The organism is Roseburia sp. AF20-18LB (assembly GCF_003461185.1).
Lineage (GTDB): Bacteria > Bacillota > Clostridia > Lachnospirales > Lachnospiraceae > Roseburia_C > Roseburia_C amylophila.
In genome coordinates, this window is record NZ_QTWP01000002.1 from 170,288 (window position 1) to 193,477 (window position 23,190).

20 protein-coding genes are annotated in these 23,190 nt (G+C 33.1%); all 20 read right to left on the minus strand.

The window, feature by feature from the left end; genetic code table 11:
- Position 1: 1 nt before the first annotated feature.
- Positions 2 to 1,201 carry a glycosyltransferase gene (locus tag DWX65_RS05515; RefSeq protein ID WP_118173015.1) on the minus strand — a complete coding sequence of 400 codons (1,200 nt, stop codon included), beginning with the start codon at positions 1,199 to 1,201 and terminating at the stop codon, positions 2 to 4.
- Between the two features lie 37 nt (positions 1,202 to 1,238).
- Positions 1,239 to 3,419 carry an ArnT family glycosyltransferase gene (locus DWX65_RS05520; RefSeq protein WP_118173016.1) on the minus strand — a complete coding sequence of 727 codons (2,181 nt, stop codon included), beginning with the start codon at positions 3,417 to 3,419 and terminating at the stop codon, positions 1,239 to 1,241.
- Positions 3,420 to 3,476: 57 nt separating this feature from the next.
- Entirely contained in the window at positions 3,477 to 4,763 is a 1,287-nt protein-coding gene (locus DWX65_RS05525; protein WP_118173017.1) for an oligosaccharide flippase family protein, read from the minus strand.
- 147 nt (positions 4,764 to 4,910) lie between these two features.
- Positions 4,911 to 6,275: a phenylacetate--CoA ligase family protein gene (locus tag DWX65_RS05530; RefSeq protein WP_117699302.1), complete on the minus strand. Its 1,365-nt coding sequence runs from the start codon at positions 6,273 to 6,275 to the stop codon at positions 4,911 to 4,913.
- A 100-nt stretch (positions 6,276 to 6,375) separates the two neighbouring features.
- Positions 6,376 to 7,851 (minus strand): DUF362 domain-containing protein, encoded by a 1,476-nt coding sequence (locus DWX65_RS05535; protein ID WP_117699301.1) that lies wholly within the window; start codon positions 7,849 to 7,851, stop codon positions 6,376 to 6,378.
- Positions 7,841 to 8,716, minus strand: a complete 876-nt coding sequence (locus DWX65_RS05540; RefSeq protein WP_199535034.1) for an ATP-grasp fold amidoligase family protein — start codon at positions 8,714 to 8,716, stop codon at positions 7,841 to 7,843. The genes DWX65_RS05535 and DWX65_RS05540 overlap by 11 nt, the downstream gene beginning before the upstream one ends.
- On the minus strand, positions 8,713 to 9,837 hold the full coding sequence (locus tag DWX65_RS05545; RefSeq protein ID WP_117946386.1) for a glycosyltransferase family 4 protein: 1,125 nt from the start codon (positions 9,835 to 9,837) through the stop codon (positions 8,713 to 8,715). The genes DWX65_RS05540 and DWX65_RS05545 overlap by 4 nt, the downstream gene beginning before the upstream one ends.
- A gap of 2 nt (positions 9,838 to 9,839) precedes the next feature.
- Positions 9,840 to 10,787, minus strand: coding sequence for a glycosyltransferase family 2 protein (locus DWX65_RS05550; RefSeq protein ID WP_117946384.1), 948 nt, complete (start codon positions 10,785 to 10,787; stop codon positions 9,840 to 9,842).
- 442 nt (positions 10,788 to 11,229) lie between these two features.
- Entirely contained in the window at positions 11,230 to 12,591 is a 1,362-nt protein-coding gene (locus tag DWX65_RS15480) for a rhamnan synthesis F family protein (RefSeq protein ID WP_117946380.1), read from the minus strand.
- 13 nt (positions 12,592 to 12,604) lie between these two features.
- The gene (locus DWX65_RS15485; RefSeq protein WP_117946378.1) at positions 12,605 to 13,486 is read right to left on the minus strand and encodes a rhamnan synthesis F family protein; all 882 of its coding nucleotides are present in this window, start codon (positions 13,484 to 13,486) and stop codon (positions 12,605 to 12,607) included.
- 38 nt (positions 13,487 to 13,524) lie between these two features.
- A complete protein-coding gene (locus DWX65_RS05570; RefSeq protein WP_117946376.1) occupies positions 13,525 to 14,274 on the minus strand; it encodes a hypothetical protein in 750 nt (249 codons plus the stop codon).
- 17 nt (positions 14,275 to 14,291) lie between these two features.
- Positions 14,292 to 15,317: an acyltransferase family protein gene (locus DWX65_RS05575; RefSeq protein ID WP_118173018.1), complete on the minus strand. Its 1,026-nt coding sequence runs from the start codon at positions 15,315 to 15,317 to the stop codon at positions 14,292 to 14,294.
- A gap of 5 nt (positions 15,318 to 15,322) precedes the next feature.
- Positions 15,323 to 17,638: a rhamnan synthesis F family protein gene (locus DWX65_RS05580; protein ID WP_118173019.1), complete on the minus strand. Its 2,316-nt coding sequence runs from the start codon at positions 17,636 to 17,638 to the stop codon at positions 15,323 to 15,325.
- Positions 17,639 to 17,648: 10 nt separating this feature from the next.
- The gene (locus tag DWX65_RS05585; RefSeq protein ID WP_117698425.1) at positions 17,649 to 18,386 is read right to left on the minus strand and encodes an ABC transporter ATP-binding protein; all 738 of its coding nucleotides are present in this window, start codon (positions 18,384 to 18,386) and stop codon (positions 17,649 to 17,651) included.
- An 11-nt stretch (positions 18,387 to 18,397) separates the two neighbouring features.
- Positions 18,398 to 19,135, minus strand: coding sequence for an ABC transporter permease (locus tag DWX65_RS05590; RefSeq protein ID WP_330408336.1), 738 nt, complete (start codon positions 19,133 to 19,135; stop codon positions 18,398 to 18,400).
- A gap of 47 nt (positions 19,136 to 19,182) precedes the next feature.
- Complete coding sequence (gene rfbC / locus DWX65_RS05595; RefSeq protein ID WP_117698427.1) at positions 19,183 to 19,749, minus strand: dTDP-4-dehydrorhamnose 3,5-epimerase; 567 nt, start codon at positions 19,747 to 19,749, stop codon at positions 19,183 to 19,185.
- A 20-nt stretch (positions 19,750 to 19,769) separates the two neighbouring features.
- A complete protein-coding gene (gene rfbA / locus DWX65_RS05600) occupies positions 19,770 to 20,648 on the minus strand; it encodes a glucose-1-phosphate thymidylyltransferase RfbA (protein ID WP_117698428.1) in 879 nt (292 codons plus the stop codon).
- 188 nt (positions 20,649 to 20,836) lie between these two features.
- The gene (gene rfbB, locus DWX65_RS05605) at positions 20,837 to 21,922 is read right to left on the minus strand and encodes a dTDP-glucose 4,6-dehydratase (RefSeq protein WP_118173020.1); all 1,086 of its coding nucleotides are present in this window, start codon (positions 21,920 to 21,922) and stop codon (positions 20,837 to 20,839) included.
- A gap of 51 nt (positions 21,923 to 21,973) precedes the next feature.
- Positions 21,974 to 22,819, minus strand: coding sequence for an NAD-dependent epimerase/dehydratase family protein (locus tag DWX65_RS05610; RefSeq protein WP_117698430.1), 846 nt, complete (start codon positions 22,817 to 22,819; stop codon positions 21,974 to 21,976).
- On the minus strand, positions 22,820 to 23,182 hold the full coding sequence (locus tag DWX65_RS05615; RefSeq protein ID WP_117698431.1) for a DUF2304 domain-containing protein: 363 nt from the start codon (positions 23,180 to 23,182) through the stop codon (positions 22,820 to 22,822).
- Positions 23,183 to 23,190 lie beyond the last annotated feature (8 nt).

Genomic DNA, 23,190 nt, shown 5'->3' on the forward strand with positions numbered 1-23,190 from the left:
TCTATTCTTCAATTAAGTCAATCCACTGTTTAATTATATTCTGTGGTTCATATTGTTCTACACATAGATGCGCATTTTTTTTGTACATATCCCTCAGTTCCTTATTATTAATGATTTCCGTCATAGCCCTGTACATTATCATTTCATTTTTTGTTAACTTTTCTTCTGCTCCAAAATATTTTCCCTCGCATACTGGAACCAAAATTCCATATTTCGCATATTCAATTTCATCCATAACATGAAAATCTATATTTGTTCCTGGTGCAAGAATTTCCCTTGCGCCCGACTTAAAATCAGAAGAAATAACCGGCAAATCACATGCTAATGCTTCAATCAATGCATTCCCAAAACCTTCAAATAAAGATGGAAATACGAAACATGTTGCCTTTTTCAGATATACAAATGGATTATCCGCAAATCCAACTATATCAACTGATTTTTCTATATTATATTCTTCAACCAATTTCTCATAATATTCCTTTAACTCCCCCGTTCCCAGAAGAACTAGCTTACATTTATAACCATCGTGGACTAATTTGGCAAATGCTCTTATTAGGTGCCAGCCTCCTTTTTGGTATGTGAATCTCCCCATTGATATAAAACATACCTCATTCTCTCCCAAATCATTTAACACATTATCTTCACTATTTGCCAACATTTTCATTTTTTGCAAGTTGTAACAGTTATATATAGTACAATTTTTCTGTGGTTCCAAGCCAAAATTGCTAACTAAATCTTTTTCCACTCCCTTTGATAACGAAACCACCTTATCCGCTTTATTGTATAAATGTTTTACCATTGGAGTTAATATATATCTATATGAAAATGAGTTATCCTGTGACAGCTCGCACCTTACAGACACTATTGTTTTGGTTTTCGCCGTTTTAGTTAAAATATTTACAATATTTGCACTATCTAAAAAACTTATACATGCATCATATTTTCTTTTCCGTTTCAGACTTTTTATTCTACGAAATCTTTTAAAAAAAACCTTTAATTGATATAATACACTTTTCCGATTCTTTGGTTCTTTTATTTTTAAATCAATAATATTCCCCTTATATGGATATTTAATTATTGTTGCATTATTTAAAATAATATCTATTTCCCAATTATCCGGCCAATTTGTCACTATATTAGAAACCGCCCTTTGCGCTCCTCCAGTATCTAGTGATGAAACTATAAATGCTATTTTCCTCATCTAATTTTTCCTTCCTAATTTTTAACCCTCACTATTATCAGTAATATATCTCTGTTAATGTGTCTTCATTCGTATTATATATCCCCATATTAGGTTGTAAAACAGCCCCATCAAAATACGGTTCAGCAAGTTTTAACTTATAACAAACTACCTCACCAGGTCTTACATCATCCGGAATATCTAATTGCCACATTTTCTTTTCACCATTTGAATTCAAGAACTGTATTAATAGTAAATCAGCATTAATGTCTTCTCTAATTCTTATTCCAAGAAAAGCAGTATTGGCATCTATTACTTCCACTTTATAGTTCTCTGTGTCATTTAGATTTACTTCTACAGATTTATCCTCTTCTTCAAAACGATATCGATAAATATTTACATTTGTATCATCAATATTCTGACCGCTAATCTGTTCCAGCCATGTATCTCGAAAGTCCGCATAAACTGGTGTTACCATATGCGCTTTATCAGCTTCAAATACTATAACTCCATCATTATACTCCTTTCCCATCCTAATAAAGTCTTTCATGCCACTATCCTGTAAGTAATCGGAATCCAGCATTTTTATATAATTACTCTCTGAATAATCAGTCAGGTATTCGCTATGATAGTGAAAAGAGCAAAAAGCAAATGGTTTACTTGTATCAATAGCACTATCTATTTTTGAATATGCTTCTTGTAATTTTGTTCTACTTAAATCCGGATTATATTCTGACACTGCAATCGTCAATAAACTTAAAGCCAACCCCATCACCAAGAAGGCTCTTAAGACTTTTTTGCCAAATCGCTCCATTATTTCAAATAATTGTTTAAACGAAACAGCTAAAATACAAGCCAATAATGGCTCTACAAAAAGGAGATATCTTATTCTGAACATATGGCTTGTACAGAATACAAATATAAATGTACATGATAAATAGCAAAATACAATTGCAATTAATTGTTTGTTTTCATGCCATTTTCTACATAATATATATATAAATGATACCATCAAAACGCTTCCCATAATTATTCCAAATGGATGACTGATAAAACTTGTTATGTAACTCATTTCTGGATAATTAAAATGAAAAGTCAAATGTAATTTCAATGCTTCAATAACTTCTTTATAGTACCCCCATGTTATGTTTTCAAAATTCCAGCCAATTACAACAAGGAATATTAATATTCCCCCTACACTAAATAATATAAAATGCTTCTTTTCTCCCTTAATTATCATCAAAAAAATCAAATATAAAAAAAGTCCAATACAAAAAAACCAAGGATTTTGAAATACCAAATAATATGTATTAATTACCAATAGCAAAAAAAACAAAGCTACATATTTCAAATTATAGTCAAAGTACTTTTTTATAAAAAGTGTAAATCTATTTTCCTTCTTAAAATTATTTTTGCAATCAATAACCTTTAATCCAAAATAAAACAACCAAATTCCGGCTAATGGTGACAACGTATGCATCCTTATCAATCTCGCCTGTTCAACAAATCCTGGAAATAACAGCATGATTACAGAAGCCAAAAATGCCGTTTCCATAGATTTCAATAAATTCAGCCCTATGTAATACAATGATATAATAACGAGTATTGCAAAAATCACTGATAACATTCTACCACTAACCACTGATAATCCTGTTATTTTATACACAATTGCTAAGCATAAATTATATAACATAGCCCCATGATATTTTTCCATTGTTGTGTTGTGTACAAAATCCCACAAAGCAAACTGATGTTCATTAATCAAACCATATGCCGTTTTTATCATATAATGTTCATCATTGTAAAATTCTGGGTTTACAGCTATTTTATATGAATAAATCAACCAGGCAGAAACTATAAGTATTGCCACATTCACTAAATGAATATAATTTGATGTATTAAGTCGTACAGTGTCACCTTGTTTTGATGCATGAACAGCAATTACAGTTAATGCCAATACTATAATTGTTACTCCTACAGAAATAATAATGCTCAAAACATTTCTGTAGACCAAATTTCTAAATCTTAAGAAAAGAATCATATATGAACACAATAATAGAAAGCCTTGCAACAAAAACAGCAAACCAGCCGATTGTTCATTCTTTTCAAATACATTTTCTGTTTTACTTCTTTTCCAATATAAATCAAAAATTAATAAAATTAATGTAATAAATCCTATCAATTCCAGTATATGATTGGTTGATATAAATGAAAACACTGATGTCATTTTTTGACCCATTAAGCACTTATCTCCTATGTATCTAATTATCTGTTCCAAGTAATTTTATCTAAATATCTATTCTTTTTCCTTAAATACCTTCTGGCTTAAAAAAATCAGCCCCACCAAATATGGCAACAGACTAAAATCGGTTGCGATTGCAGCTCCAATAGCCCCATAACGAGGAATAAATAACATGTTTAATATAAAATTCAACAATATCATAGCAAAATAAATTGGTACTCTTTGCTTTGCTTTTTCTTGGTAATCCAATAAAGCAGACATAAATATTGTAATAGCATAACCACAATAGTAAGGTATCAGATAAATTATCACAATTCCAGATTTGCTATATTCTACCCCATATAATATTCTAATCACATAAGGGCCAAATAAGAGTACTGCTACGCAAATTAGCAACATAACCGCAACATTTCCAAGCATAATTTTATGAAATGTTTTCCTCATCCTATTTACATTTTCTTTGGTTAAAACAGCAAAGACAGTCATTGTACTTGTACATATTGCCAGATTAACATGTGTGAGTTTTCCCATTAAGCTTTTTGCAATAGAATATGCCCCTATTTCTCCGGTTTCACTCATCACTCCCAACATCAATGAGTCCATTTCTGTCAAAAGAAGTGAGCCAATACTAACAACAAAAATTGGCATAGCATATTTAAAAATACTCCACCTTATAGTTTTCTCATATTCACTATCCGCGTATTGGCATTTCGATTCTCTTAAATATTTTTTTAACAAAATGCTTCCTATTAAAGCAGCATTCCAAATAGCAATTATATATCCGATTCCTAATCCAATGATATTTTTTGATATAACCAGACATCCTACACCGAAGATAAAATAACCACCAAATTCCGCCAATGTCAATATGAAAATATTCTTGAATTTAACAAGACCTATAAAAACAGCCTTAAAATACTCTAACAAAGAATTAGCAAAGCACAAAAGGCTTCCGCATACAAACAGTTCTTTTAAATGCGGATATCTTAAATTTTTACTAGGCCCTACAAAGATAAATACTATGCTTGCAATAGTAAATAATAATAAAAATAATCCACTGATTAGTAAACGTAATTTCATTCCTATACGAATATTGCTATTCTGTCTTTTGATATTTTTTCTTTCTTTGGCGACAAAAACTCTGACTGACTCATTTATTCCAAACCAGACTAACCAATAACACATAGTAATAATCGCATAAAAGAAACTCCATTCATCATAAGATTCAGTCGAAAGAAACCTCGCAATCATTATATCCGTTGCCATAAAGAGAATCATTCCTACCGCTTTTGATCCTAAACTCAATATGGTGTCATTCAATATATTGATTTGTTTTTTCATATATTCCTCCACTACTACAATATATTTATGGTTTGTTGTTTAAACTGTATAATATATTTGAAAATTACGTAATCAGTTTAAGGACATAAATCATCAGTTTAATTCTTTCAAGTTAGCCCTAGCTTTCTATTTACAGACTTTTATCCATCATATTTGACAAATGGTATAAATTCGTTTTCCCGATTTCGATACTGGAATGTCATCAACAATCTTGAAGTCTACTTTTGTTCCTTCTCCCATGGCTTTTTTTATTTCATTTTCTTTTTCAAAATAAAAACCTTTATTATCAACATCTTTATCGAAAAAAACCAATTTTACCAAAATATGATCTATTGCATCCTGAATAACTTGAAACTGTTTTACATTAGTGCAGGGATAAAAAAGGTGTGTAAAATAATCTCCATATACTATACGCCCATCCATAGTTTTAAAAAAGTCAATTATTCTTCCAGTAACACATTTCAGCATAGGCAATCCCCTACCACATGTACAAGTCTTTGAGCTTAATGCTCCTCTGTCTCCTATTGCATAACGAATTATAGGCATTGAATAATCACTCAACAATGATACTATCAGTTGTCCTTCCTCATCTAAATTACATGATTCATAATTACCATCCAGCACCTCTATATAAGAAACAAACGTATTTATATGCAGACCTTCATTCTTATTACAACTACATGCCATGTCTCCCATTTCCCTTGAGCCATAACGATTGAAGACAGGACACTTAAATACTTTTTGAATTTCCTCTAGCATCTGTTCGTCCAATGTTCCAGCAGATGTCATAATTCCTCGAGGTGAATACATTTCAATATGGTTTAAGTTTGCATATTTCACAATTTCCATAATGGACTGTACATACGCTAAAATCATTTTGGGCTTTGTCTCATTTATCACATTTATGTATTTTTTTATTACATCTTCAGACATTACAAAAGTATTTAAAAAGACTTCATTTCTCATCCAACGGTAAATTTTGTTCATCCAGTCTTTTTTCCCTGATACAATATCTCTTTCACTTCCCCATAAGCGAATTTGATAATCACCTATTTTTCGTCCAGACCATTCATCAAACAACAATTTTGCTCCTTGATCGGTTTCAAAAAATTTCCCACTATGCCTAAATTTAACCGGCTCTCCTGTTGTTCCTCCTGAAACATTTTCGAATGTCCAATCCCTTATTGGTATATCAGGATACATTTTTTTTCCTTCGCGTCGAATTATATCTTTTGTCAGTATAGGAAATTTCTTTATATCGTCAAATATTGTCGCCTTCGAAAAATCTTCTTTTTTGAATCCTAGTTCTCTATAATACGGAACATGTTCTATGGAAAATATCACAATATCATATAATTTTCTTTTCTGTATATTGATATTCTCCTCCATTACATTCCATTGCATTTTTTTTAAGTAATTATATGTTTTTAATTGACCCGAATATCTAAGTCCTTTCGCTCCTCTATTTCCTGTAAAATGTAAAACAAACCAACTTAATACCTTATGCAACATTTAATTAATCTCGCTTTCCTTGATAAGTATTATGTTTTAAAAATTATCTTTCCAACCACAAGACAGCATAAAATTCTCTGCCATATGCCCTATTTTTATCTCAAATAAACATTTCCGTCCAGCCTTTAGTCGGAACAAATTTCCATTTCAACTCATTTGATACACTTTTTATATCCTTGTTGTTCAGTTTTTCATCATTTGAAACATATATCAACTCATCATCTTGATAATTACACAATGGAAGACTTTCATTTGCATTTTTGCAATCCTCTGCAAATGGAAAATTTGTTGCATCTGCCCCCATCATAATGCCCACACCCATATCAAAAATATAGGCATTCAATGCAATTATAATTGCTCCAATCTGCTTTGGACTAGGTGCTACAGGGCCTTCCTTCTCGCCACTAATAATCATATCTCCAATATTCAATGTTTTTCTTTGAATCTCATCATGTATATGTCCATTTTTGTCTGCATAAAAGAGTATTTTATTCAAATCAACTATTGTTTTGCTTATAGTTTTGTTTCCATACCAATTTCCCTCTGCCTCGTCATGATGTACCTTGTTTCCGAGAACCTTTAAACCACCCGCAATATACCAGACAACTTTAGCTGCTTTATAACGTTCTTTTCCTTCTAATGTATTCTTTATGTCATATAACTTATCATCTATATTTCGTAATAGACTCTTCTTTTTATATTCATCTCCTCCTTCTGCCACACTTCCAATCGTATGATGTGGTAAATACTCTTTTCTAACATTCATCCCTACCATATTCTTCATCGCCGCCGTATAGCCAGCTTTTCTATGAGTCTTCGGCTTTGGCATATTAATCACAACATCCGCATTCAAAATATAATTGGACACAAAATATTCATGTCTGCCAGGACAATGATGTTCTTTCAAACGGTCTGGAGAATAGTTTGTGATTCGCATCTTTTCTAAATGTTCTTTATCATATTTGGCAAACTGGCTCATGTCTGCTAAATCAATAACTGTTCCATCCTGATTGTCGCTAATTGTCTGTTTGCGAACGCCTATTCTTTTTTTACTATCAATCTGTGTTGTCAAGCCACGAAAATCTACAATCTTTATTTCTACGCCAACGTTTCTATACCACTCCATCATTTCATTATATCCGCTTTCTTCAAGCAGTTTTTCTAAGTTGCATTCCTGCATAGGTGCATCCCCAATTATGATTCCGCCTTTTCCCTTTAAAGCAATTAAAATATAATCAATAATTGGTGCAACAACTTCTGGCTGTGTAAAAAGACACTCTGTTCCTTCATTTGACTGATTATAATCCATAACTAAATTAGGCTTAATAATAACATTATCTCCTGGTTTAATTAATTCGCCTAACGGATTCCATCTATCGGTTCCATAATTGTCATTATCCATCTGATATATATGTAGAGCCTCCCTAACTGCTTCATACACTTGATTGTGTTCTGAGCAAGCATCAAACATCATTTCAGGATATTGTGTATCTGGACGAAACCAATTTTTTTTCTTTCTATCTGTATATTTTTTTTCAGTACTATATGCAATTCCAACATAATTACTATTTAACATTAATCCAATCTCCCATTATCTTTTCAAATTCTTGTGGTGTAAACTTTTCACATCCATCTCCGTGATAAAATGTCATTTCTCCAAAATAAAGTTTATTTCCAATAATATAAAAATCCACCCTGACATGTCTCATTCCATCTGACAATATTCTAGCGCACCTTAACAGTTCATCTAAAATAACAGGCTTTTCTATTTGGTGTGATGGATTTGTTGGATATTTTATCTGAGCTGGAATATACTCCCATTCTGGTGTGTATAAATTTCTCTCATGCTTCTCATATCTTCCAAAGTCTACCTGTATTACTTTGGGTTCTCCATGAAAACAAAAGACCTTATAATCTTTTAATTCTTTCTGAGACTCGTCTACCATATATTTTTCAGCAATAATTCTGGGTTTTACCCCATTATAATGCCACTGTCTTCCGTGCCAGTAGTAATTGCGCTTCATATGCCATTCGAAGAATTTTTTTTCTTTTTCATAATTTAGCATTGCTTTATCTTTGCAGACGAGCACTCCACCAGAATCATGAGTGCATTTTAAAACAAATTGTTCTGGCAACTCATCAAAATTTACATCATCAAACTTATCCCATATACCAAGTGTAGGAAACACATACTCTTCTCCTAATTTTTCGCTTACCCACTCTTTAGCAGCCTGTTTGTCTACCAGCTTAGAATAATCTGGATTTCTATCATAAATTTTCAACCACTGTATTTTTTCATTATATAAAGTAGGATTGTTCCAATGTAATATTTTTCTTGTCCGTAAAAAATAGCTCAGCCAAATAAATATTCTATCAGGAATACAACGAACGATATACGACTGTTCTATATAAACTAACATTTTATACACAATATTCTTCATTTTAATAACCCATCTAAAGTTTCCAAATACTCGTTTACAATATGTTTCCAACTAAAAAAATTTTTAACCCTTTTATTACTGTTTATGGACATTTCTTTTCTCATCTCATTATCTCCAATTAATTTGATGATATAATCAGCAAATTCTTTTCTTTCTGCCTTATATCCATTTTCACAAATCAGTTCAGCGCTCCCCTCACACGGAGTCATAATAATTGGCAATCCACATGCCATAGCCTCCAGCACAACATTTGGCATTCCTTCTTTTGATGATGGCAATATAAATAAATCTGCATTTTGATAAAAAGGCACAATCTCTTCTTTTCCCTTTTGTCCTACGAATTCTACCATATCTGAAACATGGTTTTCCTCCGCAATTCGTTCCAATGTTTCTCGATATGGACCATCTCCAACTACAATTAGTTTTACACTTTTCTTCGTACTATCCTGTATTTTTTTTAACTGTGGAATAATAAATTGTAACCCTTTTCGTTCAATCAACCTTGAAACAAAAAGAATTTTAAATTCATCACTTTCCTCTTTTACGCTCGGATAAAAAACTTCTGTATCAACACCATTCGGTATAACATCAAATGGTTTCTTATTATAAAAATCAAGTGCCATATCCTTTAGTCCCTGGCTATTTGCAATTAATGCGTCTGCATTTTTCCAGATAAGTTTTATTGCTGGGGCAATTATCTTATACACTTTCGTGAAACGTTCCTGAAATCCCGGAACATCCCCTCCACCAAATCGTATCACGTATGGAAGTTTATACTTCTTTTTTAGCATATACCCTATTGGTCCACTTGGTATCCCAAAGAATACCAGGCACACATCAAAATTTTCTCTTTTTTGCAATTTATTCGCAACAGGGTATGCCTTCAGCAGATAACTCAACATTTCTTTGAAGCTGCAATGTTCCTTATGTGCCCTCTTCGAATTCACTCGAATAACACGCACACCATTTACAATTTCACTCTCAGTCATTCCCTGATAATTTGCAGTTACAAGTGTTACCTCATGACCTTTTTCCACAAATCCCTTGGTCAAAAAATAGCACGCGTTGGCGCCTCCGCCTCCAATAGGTGGAAACTCATGGGATATAGCAAGTATTTTCATTTTTATTCTTCCGTTTCCTTATTTTCTATTGTTTCTTTTATACTATATGATTTATCAATTCCAGAACCATAGTATGTCTTACTCATCATGTCGCTCATCAATCCAAAAATAAACATTAGTAATCCAACTATAATAAAGAATACTGTTAATAATGGTGGCATAATATTATTAGACATCTTATAACCAAGTGCAAATAATACGATTGACCATATTGCGCATACTACTCCAAGGAATATAGATACCATACCGCCTGCTCCCAATATATGTAATGGCCTTACAGCATACTTACTCCAGAACCATAATGAAATCATATCTACAAACCCCTTGATAGTTCTCTTCCAATTATATTTTGTCACACCGGCTGTCCGAGGTCTGTGATTTACCACAACTTCTCCAACTTCAAAGCCTTTAATTCTTAAAAGCGCTGGAATAAAACGATGCATTTCCCCATATAAATTTATATGATCAAAGCATTCCTTCTTATAGATTTTTAATGAACATCCACTATCATGAATATTATCTTTGACAATAATTCCTCTTAAGAAATTTGCAACTCTGGATGTAAATTTTTTCATTACTGTATCTTTTCGGTTCTTTCTCCATCCGGATACAATATCAAGGTCATTCTCTTCCAAATAGTTTACAAGCTTTGGAATGTCGGCTGGGTCATTCTGTCTATCACCATCCATTGTCACAATATAGTCATACTGAGCTGCTTTGATTCCTGCATCCATTGCCGCTGTCTGCCCAAAGTTTTTACGCATACGAATATATTTTAAAGGCTTTAATTCTTTACAAATCTCCGGTGTCTTATCCTTTGAGCCATCATCTACAAAGATGATTTCAAAGTTATAATTTTCTTTTTTACATGCTTCAAGTATTTCCTTGTGTAACTCTCTTACGTTTCCTTCTTCATTAAATACTGGTACTACTACCGATATACCTTGCATTCTCATTTGCCTCCTGCTATTTTATAAAATATCTTCTCATTTGCTCATATATTTCAATATCATTCTAACCAAAATAGGTCCTGATACACCTACTAATGCGATGTCAAAAAAGCTGTTTAAGAAAAACTCTTTCCCTACATAAAAGAAACCTACGACAGAACATAACGTACAACATACAAAGCTAAAAATACATTCGCCTGGCTCACTTAACCTTAGCTTCTATATTGCCAAATATATTACACCATATAACAAGGTTGTCCAAAAGAATGGGAACATAAACCATAATGCACCTGCAAATGATTCTGCGTTTAACTTCAAATAATTTACTAGAGCATCCATCCCTGTACATATGTCATACGGCTGATATACATCTTGAAGAATCCCCATTTTATGAAACACATTACGCATCAAACCAAGTAATACCATGTCTCCGTATGTTTCTTCATGCTTTCTTCCTTATTATTCTATTTTTCATTTTTCTTAATTTAGTTATTATTCTCCAACTACGACTATTTTTTATCTGTGTAAGTTCTAATTCTAGTTTTTCATTTTTTTCAAGTTCATTTGCTATTCTAAGCTCTAATTCTATCTTTTCTTCTTCCAGTTGTTTCCTTTCATATATTAAATCTTTTTCCCGTTTTTGAGCACTCATCTCTAGTTTTCCATATGCATTTGTTAAATGCTGCACGGCTTTAACCAGTTCTTCTTTCTCTTCAAATATACGATCCATATCTTCTTTCAGTCCATTTTCAGACCAAAAAATAGATAGATTTTCTACCCTTATTTCTAATTCTTTTATATCAGAAAAGTCACCGCTTAATATATACTGTGGATCTTTTGTTAAGAATAAATCTTCATTTCCAAAATGAATTCCATTCAAATTATTAACTTCAATATGTGTGTCATTAACAGATATTCCAGAACACACACACATAAATTTCTCACATGGATCAAAGCGAATATATTTTATATTTTGAGGAACTTTAATTTTAAAAGAAAGCTCCTCTTTCTTTCCAATTTTTAAAATATATTTTATCTTTTTAACCTTCGATACTTCAAAGCCATCTCCGAAGTCATAATAGATTTCACTCTCAAGCTGCATAATTGGTGGAAAACACTGTAATTTGTTTTCATTAAATGCTTCATATCCATACTGATTATTAATTAGCAAATCCTCTTTCATTATATATGCTGGCAAAAAACCTTTATTTTGCATATATATAGACATCAGATAAAATATTCCCTGTGCATCGAGGTCCCCACACCTTACTGTTTCTATTCCACGAATTGCCTCTGTTTTTATAATTGCAAAGCCATCTTCTGATATTACAGGCGATTTGTCCCTGGATAAAACTATTCGAATGTCATTTTTATCCGCTATTTCCTTTATATCGGAATAATAGTCCTGCCAATTATCATAATGCCCCATATTATGAGCTTTTATATAATCCACATATGGAACAAGCATCCCCTCTATTCTGGAGTTTTCCAACAATTTTAATGACTTTTCAAGTTGTTCCCTACTACCAAGAATATTCTGTAAATAATACAACTGGCGCTGTAACAATACGCTTTTTAATTCTGTAGTACTTTTTTTCAATGGATTTATTATAACAATATAATCAAAGTCATCGTAATTTGCCTTCACATTCATTCCTAAATGCAACAAGGAATTTGACTTTTCATTGCATTGAAATACTTCCAAATCATCTTCAAACTCGTTGCATATTTTCCATATTATTTCTTTATATATTAAATTTTCTATATTAATAAATAATGCAACCTTTTTCCCAAGTATTGCCATGATTGTCCCCTTTCTATATCACATGAAACAATTGGAAACTCTCCACTAAATCTTTTTGATGACATGTTCTAATTAAATTAGAATATATTAAAGCTGTATCATATGAAGTTTCTTTTTCCAAAAAATCTAGAAACTCTTTTGCAACTGGTAGGGTTTGACTATAATCAGTCTTCATAGAAAAAAATGTTCTTCTTTTAAAGAAAGGTGACTTTCTATTTTTTATAACCTCCAATGGTGCTACAATCAAAGGACAACATGTATATATCTCTTCATCCATATCATCATAATTAGTATAACAATCCCATCTATAACCATTATCGCTAAAGTATTTTGTTATATACTGTTCATGACTCCCTCCCGATTCATAATAACTTTTTATCATAGGCATTTCATCCCAATATTTCTGAAAAATAGTGGATGAAACAATACTTCTTCTAAAAGCCATAAAGCTAGACTGAATATGTTCTGGAATATATCCATAAGGGCACTGCCAGATTTGTTGTGCCACTGGAGAATTTTCTTGAAAACACTTTGTAATCCCCCAAAAATCCAGTTCCAAGCGCTTATCCATTATGTCAAACATCTCCTTTAATGGATACACCGGTCCCATAATAGTATAATTCATTAAAATAATTTCATCATACTCTATAAGCTTATTCCAGCCTTCACTGTCTATAGCTGTCTTATATGCCCATACATCAAATCCCTTATTTTCACGGACAATAATATTACCTGTAAACTTTTCAAATGTTTTTCGCCCTCGCTCATTTAACTGTCCATTGCATACTACAATTAATTTATCAACATGTTTTGTCAAATCCTCCAATACATAGTCAACATACTTATCCACTATGCCATCTTTGTCAAAGAAAAAGTATATACCCAGTCTCTTCATTCTTCATCTCCACTTTTGTATCTGATTATTTCTTAATACTAATGTTTTTTTATTTTACTCTTCAATTCAAGAAGTTCTATTTTTCTTTCATCAAGTTCTGACAACACATTTTTATATAATTCCATATAACGTTGTATCTCTGCTTCCGCATGATTCACTCTCTCTTCAGCAAATTGAATCGTTTCATTATGTTCATTATAAAAACTTTTGTATTTTTTCAATTCATTATCAAGATTCGTTGCATGTTTCTGCAGATTTTCTATATAATGACTAGATGAATTTAAATTTTCGCTCAAACTTAATGTCGTTACCTCTTTTTGTTTCAATTCGGTCTGTAATATTTCTATCTGACGTTTTAATTCACTAACAAGTTTTTGATACTCCTCCTCAGAATTCATTGACGTTTCTTTTCTATTTTGTTCAACCAAAACAGACTTTCTATTTTCTGTTGCCACATGTATAACGCTTGCATATGCATACTTGATTACAATCCCCTCTACACGTTCATTATTCTCTTTAAACACAAAAGAAAGCCAATTTTCAAATTTCTCATTTCTATAAACTTCCATCATAACAAAACGCTTTCCTTTTGCATCTAAATTTTTATCATAATCCTGCATTATTTCATCCGGAACAACCACAACATTCTTATTTTCATATTCAAGAAATGTTGCATATTCACTTGTAGTTAATATTGTACAATTCTGTTTGCTTTTTTCCAAAAACTCATCCCTATAAATTGGTATTCCACTATCATCTATTTCAGTAAGCATATATATATATTCCATGATTCAAATTCTCTCCTCTATTTCTCTTTGTTTACAATTTTCCCAAATAACCACATAAATTTATTATTCAAGAAATATAATACTAAAGATGTAACTAAAATAATTCCTACACAAATTCCAAATACACCATAGCTTTCTGCTGTTGATATTTTATAAAAATCAACCATATCTGTCACTTTATAAATAATAAAATGATGAATCAAAAAGATTGCATATGCATACTTTGAAAGGAAACTACAGATAGCTTTCACAACACCACATTCCATATATTTTGCAATAAATGTTAATACCAGAAATGCTGCTATACCAACATAAGTCGTCTGAATGTTACTATTGAAAGCAGGTGACAGAATGGTATTCGCAATCAACACCGCCAAGGCTCCCAAAGCAACTTTCCAGTTTGTCTTTTTAAAATATTTCATATAAAGCATTCCAAAAAATACTTCCGGAAGTCTCACCGTCACCAGTTCTGCTTTGCTCAATCCTGTCTGATAACACACAATTGACAACAGATATACTAAAATAATTGCTGCACTAAATGTTCCCGGGTGCTTATTTGCCCCCCAACGCAGTAACGGAAATAGTATATAAACTAAAATAATACATCCTAAAAACCATTCACCAATTATGAAGAAAGTCGGCTTTACAGCAGCATAATAACTGTCAAATCCAAATATCGTATACAAAATATTTTGTTTTGGTATTCCAGAATAATCCGCATGATATACCAGCTTCTGTATTACAAACGCAATTATATAAGTAATCCAGAACATTGGATAAATTGCAACAAATCTTTTCTTGTAGAATTTTGCCAGATTGCAGCTGTTTTCATATACGTACATCAATGCGGCGCCTGATATAATAAAGAACAATGACACACCAAAATCACCGATATACAAATTGCATATTCTATATGTGATTACTACCTTATCCAGAGGCTGCGGATCCATGTAGAGAAATAATGCATTATAATGTGTAAGCAAAATAAGTATTACTGCCAACGCCCGAATAAAATCCAAATAAAATATTCTTTCTCTTTTCATCGTTTTCACTTTCCAACTTTTTTTATTTTTCTATACACTTTTTTCAGGAATTTAAACGGCTTTTTACCACCAATTTTATCATAAATTTTCTGTGCACATTGTGTAGAAACACTATTCATAAAATCACACTGTACTATTATTTTTTTAATAATCCCTGTAGTCCTTAATCTGAAATACATCTGAGGGTCCGAGGCAATAAATACCAGCTCATCATCAACCATTACACCATTACTTACTGCATCCTTTAATGTGTACTCCTCAATGTGATTATTTTGGAATAACACTTTAATATGAATATCTTTTACTACAATTCCGCCAACTTCACCCGGATCCCAGCGTAATTCTTCAATCACACCAAGTTTGTCCAAATCTGTATACAAAAATTCATGATTATCCAGATGGCTGACTTCATCCACTGAGTTCTCTGCCAGGAATGAATTTTCTTCCGAAAATCCACTTTCATTTTTAAAATACATTCTGGCCCGCACAATATTTCCTTCCAAATAGCCTAAAGCCGAGCGGCACATTCTCCATTCCCCAAATGCACGTTTTGTTGTAATCAGAACATCCTCATAATTTCCCGCACCCGGTCCCATATGAAATACTGCATTATTTAATCCACGCACCATATAGTTTAAGTTAGTCACTTCAATCTGAGCACCTTTTTCCGAAAAAATCCATGCCGGATAGTAGCCTTCCTGCTGTACTACATAGCTATAAATCCGTTCCACAGCATGCAACAGCGTTCCATCAATTTTATTTGGTTCTGCCGGGAAATCCTTATACTCCCAATCCTGGTCAAACAATAATTTCAAGGCCTTCGGTCTGAACCAGAACATTGTTCCCAGTGGAGCAATCGGCTCTTTCTTTTTATCAATCGGAACTGTTATGCCTAATTTTTCTGCAAGTTCTACTGTAACATCATAATTCATGCCCCATTCAAGTCCCAAAGTAATATAATAATCACCATGATTTGGCGGTGGCGGTGTCAACAATCCAGCTCTTGGATTCTCTTCAAATGTCCGAATTACATTCTGAACAAATTCCTTTGTCGGCAATAAATTTTCAAAACATTTGTATGAAAAACCAGCCCCAACTGTTTGTGGCGATAATTGAGTTACCTTTTTATCATGAACAAAGCAAACATAATCATAATCCATGATAAAATCCTTTGTTCCAACTAAAAGAGCGCTAACATCTCTTCCCCGGTTTTCAATCAAAATCACTTTCACATTGTTTTCTAATACCGAGAAAGTCTCTTCAATAATTTTTTTCTTTTTTTCTGAACCAACCGTCACGTAAATATCTGCTTCTTTTGGCATTGACTGTACATAATGAAGACAGTATTCTGCCAAATCCTCAAAATAGAAATGTAGCACAAGTGCTACTCTTTTTTTCTTTAACACTTCTGATATATCTGTACCATGTTTACTGTCCAGTATGTAATTAAGCTGCATATTTTTCTTAATATCTGCCTGATTCTCCAGACGTAAAATATTATCCCAAATCAGATTCACATCATAATCTGTATGCTTATCTATGAAATCATATGCTTCGATAGCTTCCTGTCCTACTGTATCATGAATAATGTTGGAGTAGTCCTGCATAAATGATCTTCTTTTAAAAATAGGGCAGCGTTTTTCTTCCAGCATTTCTCTTGTTGCACACAAAATCGGATGATTATTATAACCATCTCCCATATCTGCATAAACATCCCATTTAAACCCCTTTTCCGAGAAGCGTTTTGTAAACATCGCCTCGTGACATCCTACTGCATCACGATAATCCTTAATTTCCTGCATATTATTCCAATAACTTTGGAATTCAATGCTTTTTAACATAGGTGTTCGTACTGCAATAAAATGAGACTGAATATGGTCTGGAATGTAGCCACATTCAATAGTTCCAAATGGATCACCCTTCTCATATTTATGATACATTGTAATTCCCCAGAAATCTAAATCTCTGGCACTCATGGATTCAAACATTTCACTCAATGGATACACCGGTCCCATTATCGTAAAATTCATCATGATAACTTCATCATATGTAACTAGTTTATCCCATCCATAATAATCGAGAACTGTTTTGTATGCCCATACATCAAGTCCTTTATTCTCTCTCACCATCACTACAGGTGTCACCTGATTTAACTTTTTCCTGCTTTCCGATGTTAATTTTCCATTTACAACAACGGCTATTTCACTGGAATGCTCTTTTAATGCACACAGCATGTAAATGATATAATCATCTACAATTCCCTGTTTATCATAAATAAAATAAGCTATTAAACGCTTTACTTTCTTTTCATCAATTATCATAATTTAACTCCTATAGTCTTGTATACATATCACACACTTCATCCACGTCACCATGTAAGAGCATATTTCCGTGATTTATAAGCACAGCTTTATCGCAGATTCGTCGTACCTGCTCTGTACTATGTGATACTAATAGCAATGTGGTTCCACTCTCTAACATAGAGCCAATTCTTTCCTCACATTTTGCCTGAAACCTAAAATCGCCTACAGACAAAATTTCGTCTACGATTAAAATATCCGGTTTATATATTGTTGCAATAGAGAAACCCAGACGTGTTACCATACCAGAGGAAAAATTCTTCACCGGAACATCTGCAAACTTTTCCAATTCCGCAAACTCTATAATTTCATGCTCCATTTCACGAAGCATCTCCTTAGGATACCCCAAAATAGCTCCGTTCAAATAAATATTTTCTCTTGCAGTCAAATCAAAATCAAAGCCTGCACCAAGTTCAATCATTGGTGCAACTGAGCCTTGTTTTCTCACCTCACCAAATGTAGGTTTTATGACTCCCGCAATTACTTTCAACATTGTACTCTTTCCAGAACCATTTTTTCCGACAAGACCTACTGCCTCACCTTTTTTTACATCAAAGCTGATATCTTTCAGTGCCCAGAAATTTTCATATTCCAATTCTCTTTTTGCTCTTTTTAGCACATACTCTTTTATACTATCAACTTTTTCTTTATATAAACGGAATTGAAGTGAAACATTTTCAACTTCAATCACATTTTCTTCGTGTTTCAAACCAATTCCTCCTATAATTTCAATATGAAGGTATCTTGCTGTTTTTTAAACATCCACAAGCCCAATATCATAGCTACAGCACAATAAATCAATGTTTTTAATACCAATACAAACGGAGCTACCTGATGGTACAATACATTATATCTTAAAATTTCAACAATTAATGTCAACGGATTATTTCTAACTATTACTGCAACTGAATCAGGTAGCATACTAATTGGGTAGAATACTGGTGTCAAGTATAGCCATGCCGTTGTAATAACACTATATAAGTGTTTCATGTCCCGAAATGTCACCACAACCACAGACAATATAAGTCCTATTCCAAGGGAAAACAATGTTGCAAAACAAATTGGAAATACTGACAAAAAAATAGTCCATGTAATTGGTGTTCTTGTAATTAATATAACAATCATTAACGCAACAAATGATGTCAACATATTTACCAAAGATGAACACACCCTTGATAATGGAAATAAATATTTTGGCACATATACTTTTTTAATCAAAGGTGCATTATCCAGCACAGAGGTCATTGCCATATTGCTCGCCTCATTAAAAAAGTTAAATGTTAATTGTCCACACATTAAATAAACCGGGAAATTTGGAATTGCCTGCTGAAACACTGTAGAAAATACAATAGTCAATACAACCATCATTCCCAATGGGTTCAGCACCGACCACATAAATCCCAATGCAGATCTTCTGTATTTAGTTTTAAGGTCTCTGCTGACCAGTTCTGTCAGCAAAGACCGATATCTCATGAATGTATCTATATACTGTCGCATATTAACCTCTATTTCTTAAATGTGCTAATACCGCCCCAAACCTTATCTTTATCCGATAAAATAAGATCTGCCTCAGTCATGCCTTCCGGCATTGGCCATTCAACTCCGATTTCCGGATCTTTCCATAATAATCCGCCCTCATCATTTGGATGATAGAAATCCGTTACTTTATAGCAGAATTCTGCATAATCACTCAAAACAATAAATCCGTGAGCAAAATTTTTCGGAATGAAGAACTGTTTCTTATTTTCTGCGGAAAGTTCTACACCAAACCATTTTCCAAATGTCTCAGAGCCTTCTCTTAAATCTACGGCCACGTCAAATACAGTACCATTTACAACTCGAACCAGCTTGTCCTGTGGATAATTTATCTGAAAATGGAGTCCTCTTAAAACACCCTTCTTAGATGCTGACTGATTATCCTGCACAAATTCACAATCAATTCCAACCTCTTTGAAATCGTTATAATTATATGTCTCCATAAAATAACCTCTGGCATCTCCATATACTGCAGGCTCAATTACTTTTAATCCTTTGATACCGTTGCAATCATCTGTTACTTTAATTTTTCCCATTTTGTTTTCCTCTTTTCTATTTATAATCCTTCTGCAATTTCCATCAAATACTTACCATAATCTGTTTTCAACAAAGGCTGCGCCAGTTTTACAAGCTGTTCCTTATCTATAAAGCCTCTCTTATAAGCAATTTCTTCAATACATGAAATATACAATCCCTGACGTTTCTGGAATGCTGATACAAAATCAGCTGCTGCCAGGAGCATATCATGATTTCCTGTATCAAGCCATGCAAAGCCTCGTCCTAAAGTCTCTACACTTAAAGTTTCCCTGTTCAAATATTCATTATTAACACTTGTAATTTCAATTTCTCCTCTGGCTGATGGTTTCACAGTTTTGGCAATTTCAACTACATTATTGTCATAGAAATACAAACCCGGAACCGCATAATTAGACTTTGGTTCTGCTGGTTTTTCTTCAATAGATAAAGCTTTTCCATTTTCATCAAATTCTACTACGCCGTATTCTCTTGGATCTCTTACATAATAACCAAAGATTGTAGCTCCGCCTTCATTTTCTGTACGCTCTGCAGCACTTCTTAATACCTTGGAAAAACTCTGTCCATAGAAGATATTATCTCCTAATACCAATGCAACAGCATCTTTACCAATAAATTTTTCTCCAATAATAAATGCATCTGCAAGTCCTCTTGGGCTTTCCTGAATTGCATATTCGATGTGCATACCCAATTGACTTCCATCCTCTAACAATTCCTCAAATACCGGAAGGTCTCTCGGAGTAGAAATAATAAGTACTTCTCGAATTCCAGCAAGCATAAGTGTTGATAACGGATAATAAATCATTGGCTTATCATATACTGGCATAATCTGTTTTGAAATAGCCTTTGTTAATGGATAAAGCCTTGTGCCGGAACCTCCAGCAAGTATAATTCCTTTCATCAAACATACCTCCAACATTTTCGTCATAATATAATCGATTTATTTTAACACTTTTGTAAAGAAAAAGCAAATTACGGGTCTTTTGTATTTCACAATATACATTCTTTGCAATGACTTGATTTTGTTGCAAAAAGGGCTGTCCGATTTAAAATCGGGCAGCCCTTCCATTTCTTATTTATTTCTTATTTTTATTTATTACTATACATATCTTCGTAATATTTCTGATAATCTCCACTTGTCACATTCTTCATCCAGTCTTCATGTTCAAGGTACCACGCAATTGTCTTCCTAATTCCCTCTTTAAACATGGTCTCTGGCTCCCAGCCAATTTCAGCCTTAATTTTGTCCGGTGCAATTGCATAACGTCTGTCATGTCCCTTACGATCTTCTACATAAGTAATCAGATCTTTGCTTACATTTGCTTTTCTTGGGTCACCATCTGGAAGAATCTCCTGTAATGTTTCAATAATAATATTAATAATTTCAATATTACGTTTTTCATTATGTCCACCGATATTATATGTCTCTCCAAGACGACCAGTTTCTTGAACCATATCGATTCCCTTTGCATGATCATCTACATATAACCAGTCACGGATATTCATTCCGTCTCCATATACCGGTAATTTTTTACCATGTAATGCATTGTTAATAATCAATGGAATCAGTTTCTCTGGGAACTGATAAGGTCCATAATTATTAGAACAGTTTGTGATATTAGCCGGGAAATGATAAGTATCAATATAAGCTTTTACCAAAAAGTCTGAAGAAGCCTTACTTGCTGAATATGGACTATGAGGAGAATATGGTGTTGTCTCATAGAAATAGCTTGTTCCATCATCTTCCAATGATCCATATACTTCATCTGTAGATACATGTAAGAATTTCTTTCCTTCTTTAAACGTACCATCTGGCAATTCCCATGCAGCCTTTGCACAGTTCAGCATAACAGCAGTTCCAAGTACATTTGTCTTAACAAATACTTCTGGATGTTTAATACTTCTGTCAACGTGACTCTCTGCTGCGAAATGAACCACACGGTCAATATCATTCTCAGCAAAGATTTTGCTGATTGCTTCACTATCTGTAATATCAGCTTTCACAAAAGTATAGTTATCTCTATTTTCGATATCTTTCAAATTCTCCAGGTTACCTGCATATGTCAGAGCATCTACATTAATAATTCTGATTTCATTATCATATTTCCGAAACATGTAATGAATATAATTGGATCCTATGAATCCTGCTCCACCTGTTACCAAATAAGTTCTCATTTTGAGTATCCTCCTAATTTACATTGTTGTGTTATTATATCATCTATTCTTTTACTTTTCAACTTTGCTCATTATCTGCTGAATTTTCTTTGCATCTCCCCATACTCCCGGTGAATCATATGCACGATCCGGATATGCTCCATATTCCAGACGGATTTTAAAATTATGTTCTTTAATAAATGATTCTACCTGTTCTGCAAGTGATACCGGTTTTCCTGTACAACAGTTAATAATACCATTCACTTCTGTCTGTAAGCTTACACATGCAATTTCCTTTGCAAGTTCTTCCAAAGAGATAAAATCATACAAATTTTTTCCTGTAGTAAATGGGAATTTTTTATTACCTGCCTGCTCAGCCTGTACAATTTTGGAGAAGATTGAATTACTCTTAATGTCATCTCCTATAATATAGTAACCTCTAGTCCACTGAAAGCAAACTTCGCTTTTCTTGGCAAGAAGCTCCACCATTTGTCTTAATGCATTTTTAGCAATTCCATAAAGCGATAATGGGTTGGTTGGAGTATTTTCGTCAATTGCCCCCTCCCAATATCCTACTTCGTGCATTGTTCCCATTACAACAACATGTTTCAATCCGCCTTCTATCATATTCTTTAAGAAAGTATAATGGTTCGGAAGATCTTCAATATGAGAATCTGCATTATGAACAAATCCGTTTCTCCATGCAAGATGAATGCATACATCCGGTTTTCCCATCTGTTCATAAATATCTTCTAAGCCGCTAAAAATCGGTGTTTCCACTCTCTGTGCTCTCTCATCAACTCCATCAAAACTGAAATCCGCTGCAAGAACATCAGCCCCCATATTAAGTAATTGTTCTACAACATGTCTGCCAATATAACCATTCGCACCTGTAACCAATACCTTTGTTTTGCTCATTTACTTTTCCTCTCTTTTCTTTATCTTATCATCAACTGTTTTATTCATTAAAGCTTCTTCCTGTGTCAGTTTTTTTACCTTCTCCGACAAATTGGAAATGGCAACTGTCTGCATGAACAATATTGCCAGTGCCAAACACACACCCAGGAAAAACAACATATTTATAGGAAGTTCAAATCCTAAAATAGTTGCAAGCTTTCCTAACAGTTGTGGAAATATATCAAACACAAGCATAATGCAGCCCACTATAATCCAGGACAATGCATATCTTAAATCTACCTTTTTTTTGCGAATCATATTTCCAAGACTTAATAATGCAATAATAATTATTACCAGTATTATTATTTGTATTTTTATATCCATTGTCCACC

Coding starts and splice junctions, on each gene's coding strand:
- DWX65_RS05515 (WP_118173015.1), bottom strand. CDS start 1,201: ATGAGGAAAATAGCATTTATAGTTTCATCACTAGATACTGGAGGAGCG.
- DWX65_RS05520 (WP_118173016.1), bottom strand. CDS start 3,419: ATGGGTCAAAAAATGACATCAGTGTTTTCATTTATATCAACCAATCAT.
- DWX65_RS05525 (WP_118173017.1), bottom strand. CDS start 4,763: ATGAAAAAACAAATCAATATATTGAATGACACCATATTGAGTTTAGGA.
- DWX65_RS05530 (WP_117699302.1), bottom strand. CDS start 6,275: ATGTTGCATAAGGTATTAAGTTGGTTTGTTTTACATTTTACAGGAAAT.
- DWX65_RS05535 (WP_117699301.1), bottom strand. CDS start 7,851: ATGTTAAATAGTAATTATGTTGGAATTGCATATAGTACTGAAAAAAAA.
- DWX65_RS05540 (WP_199535034.1), bottom strand. CDS start 8,716: ATGAAGAATATTGTGTATAAAATGTTAGTTTATATAGAACAGTCGTAT.
- DWX65_RS05545 (WP_117946386.1), bottom strand. CDS start 9,837: ATGAAAATACTTGCTATATCCCATGAGTTTCCACCTATTGGAGGCGGA.
- DWX65_RS05550 (WP_117946384.1), bottom strand. CDS start 10,787: ATGCAAGGTATATCGGTAGTAGTACCAGTATTTAATGAAGAAGGAAAC.
- DWX65_RS15480 (WP_117946380.1), bottom strand. CDS start 12,591: ATGGCAATACTTGGGAAAAAGGTTGCATTATTTATTAATATAGAAAAT.
- DWX65_RS15485 (WP_117946378.1), bottom strand. CDS start 13,486: ATGAAGAGACTGGGTATATACTTTTTCTTTGACAAAGATGGCATAGTG.
- DWX65_RS05570 (WP_117946376.1), bottom strand. CDS start 14,274: ATGGAATATATATATATGCTTACTGAAATAGATGATAGTGGAATACCA.
- DWX65_RS05575 (WP_118173018.1), bottom strand. CDS start 15,317: ATGAAAAGAGAAAGAATATTTTATTTGGATTTTATTCGGGCGTTGGCA.
- DWX65_RS05580 (WP_118173019.1), bottom strand. CDS start 17,638: ATGATAATTGATGAAAAGAAAGTAAAGCGTTTAATAGCTTATTTTATT.
- rfbC (WP_117698427.1), bottom strand. CDS start 19,749: ATGGGAAAAATTAAAGTAACAGATGATTGCAACGGTATCAAAGGATTA.
- rfbA (WP_117698428.1), bottom strand. CDS start 20,648: ATGAAAGGAATTATACTTGCTGGAGGTTCCGGCACAAGGCTTTATCCA.
- rfbB (WP_118173020.1), bottom strand. CDS start 21,922: ATGAGAACTTATTTGGTAACAGGTGGAGCAGGATTCATAGGATCCAAT.
- DWX65_RS05610 (WP_117698430.1), bottom strand. CDS start 22,819: ATGAGCAAAACAAAGGTATTGGTTACAGGTGCGAATGGTTATATTGGC.
- DWX65_RS05615 (WP_117698431.1), bottom strand. CDS start 23,182: ATGGATATAAAAATACAAATAATAATACTGGTAATAATTATTATTGCA.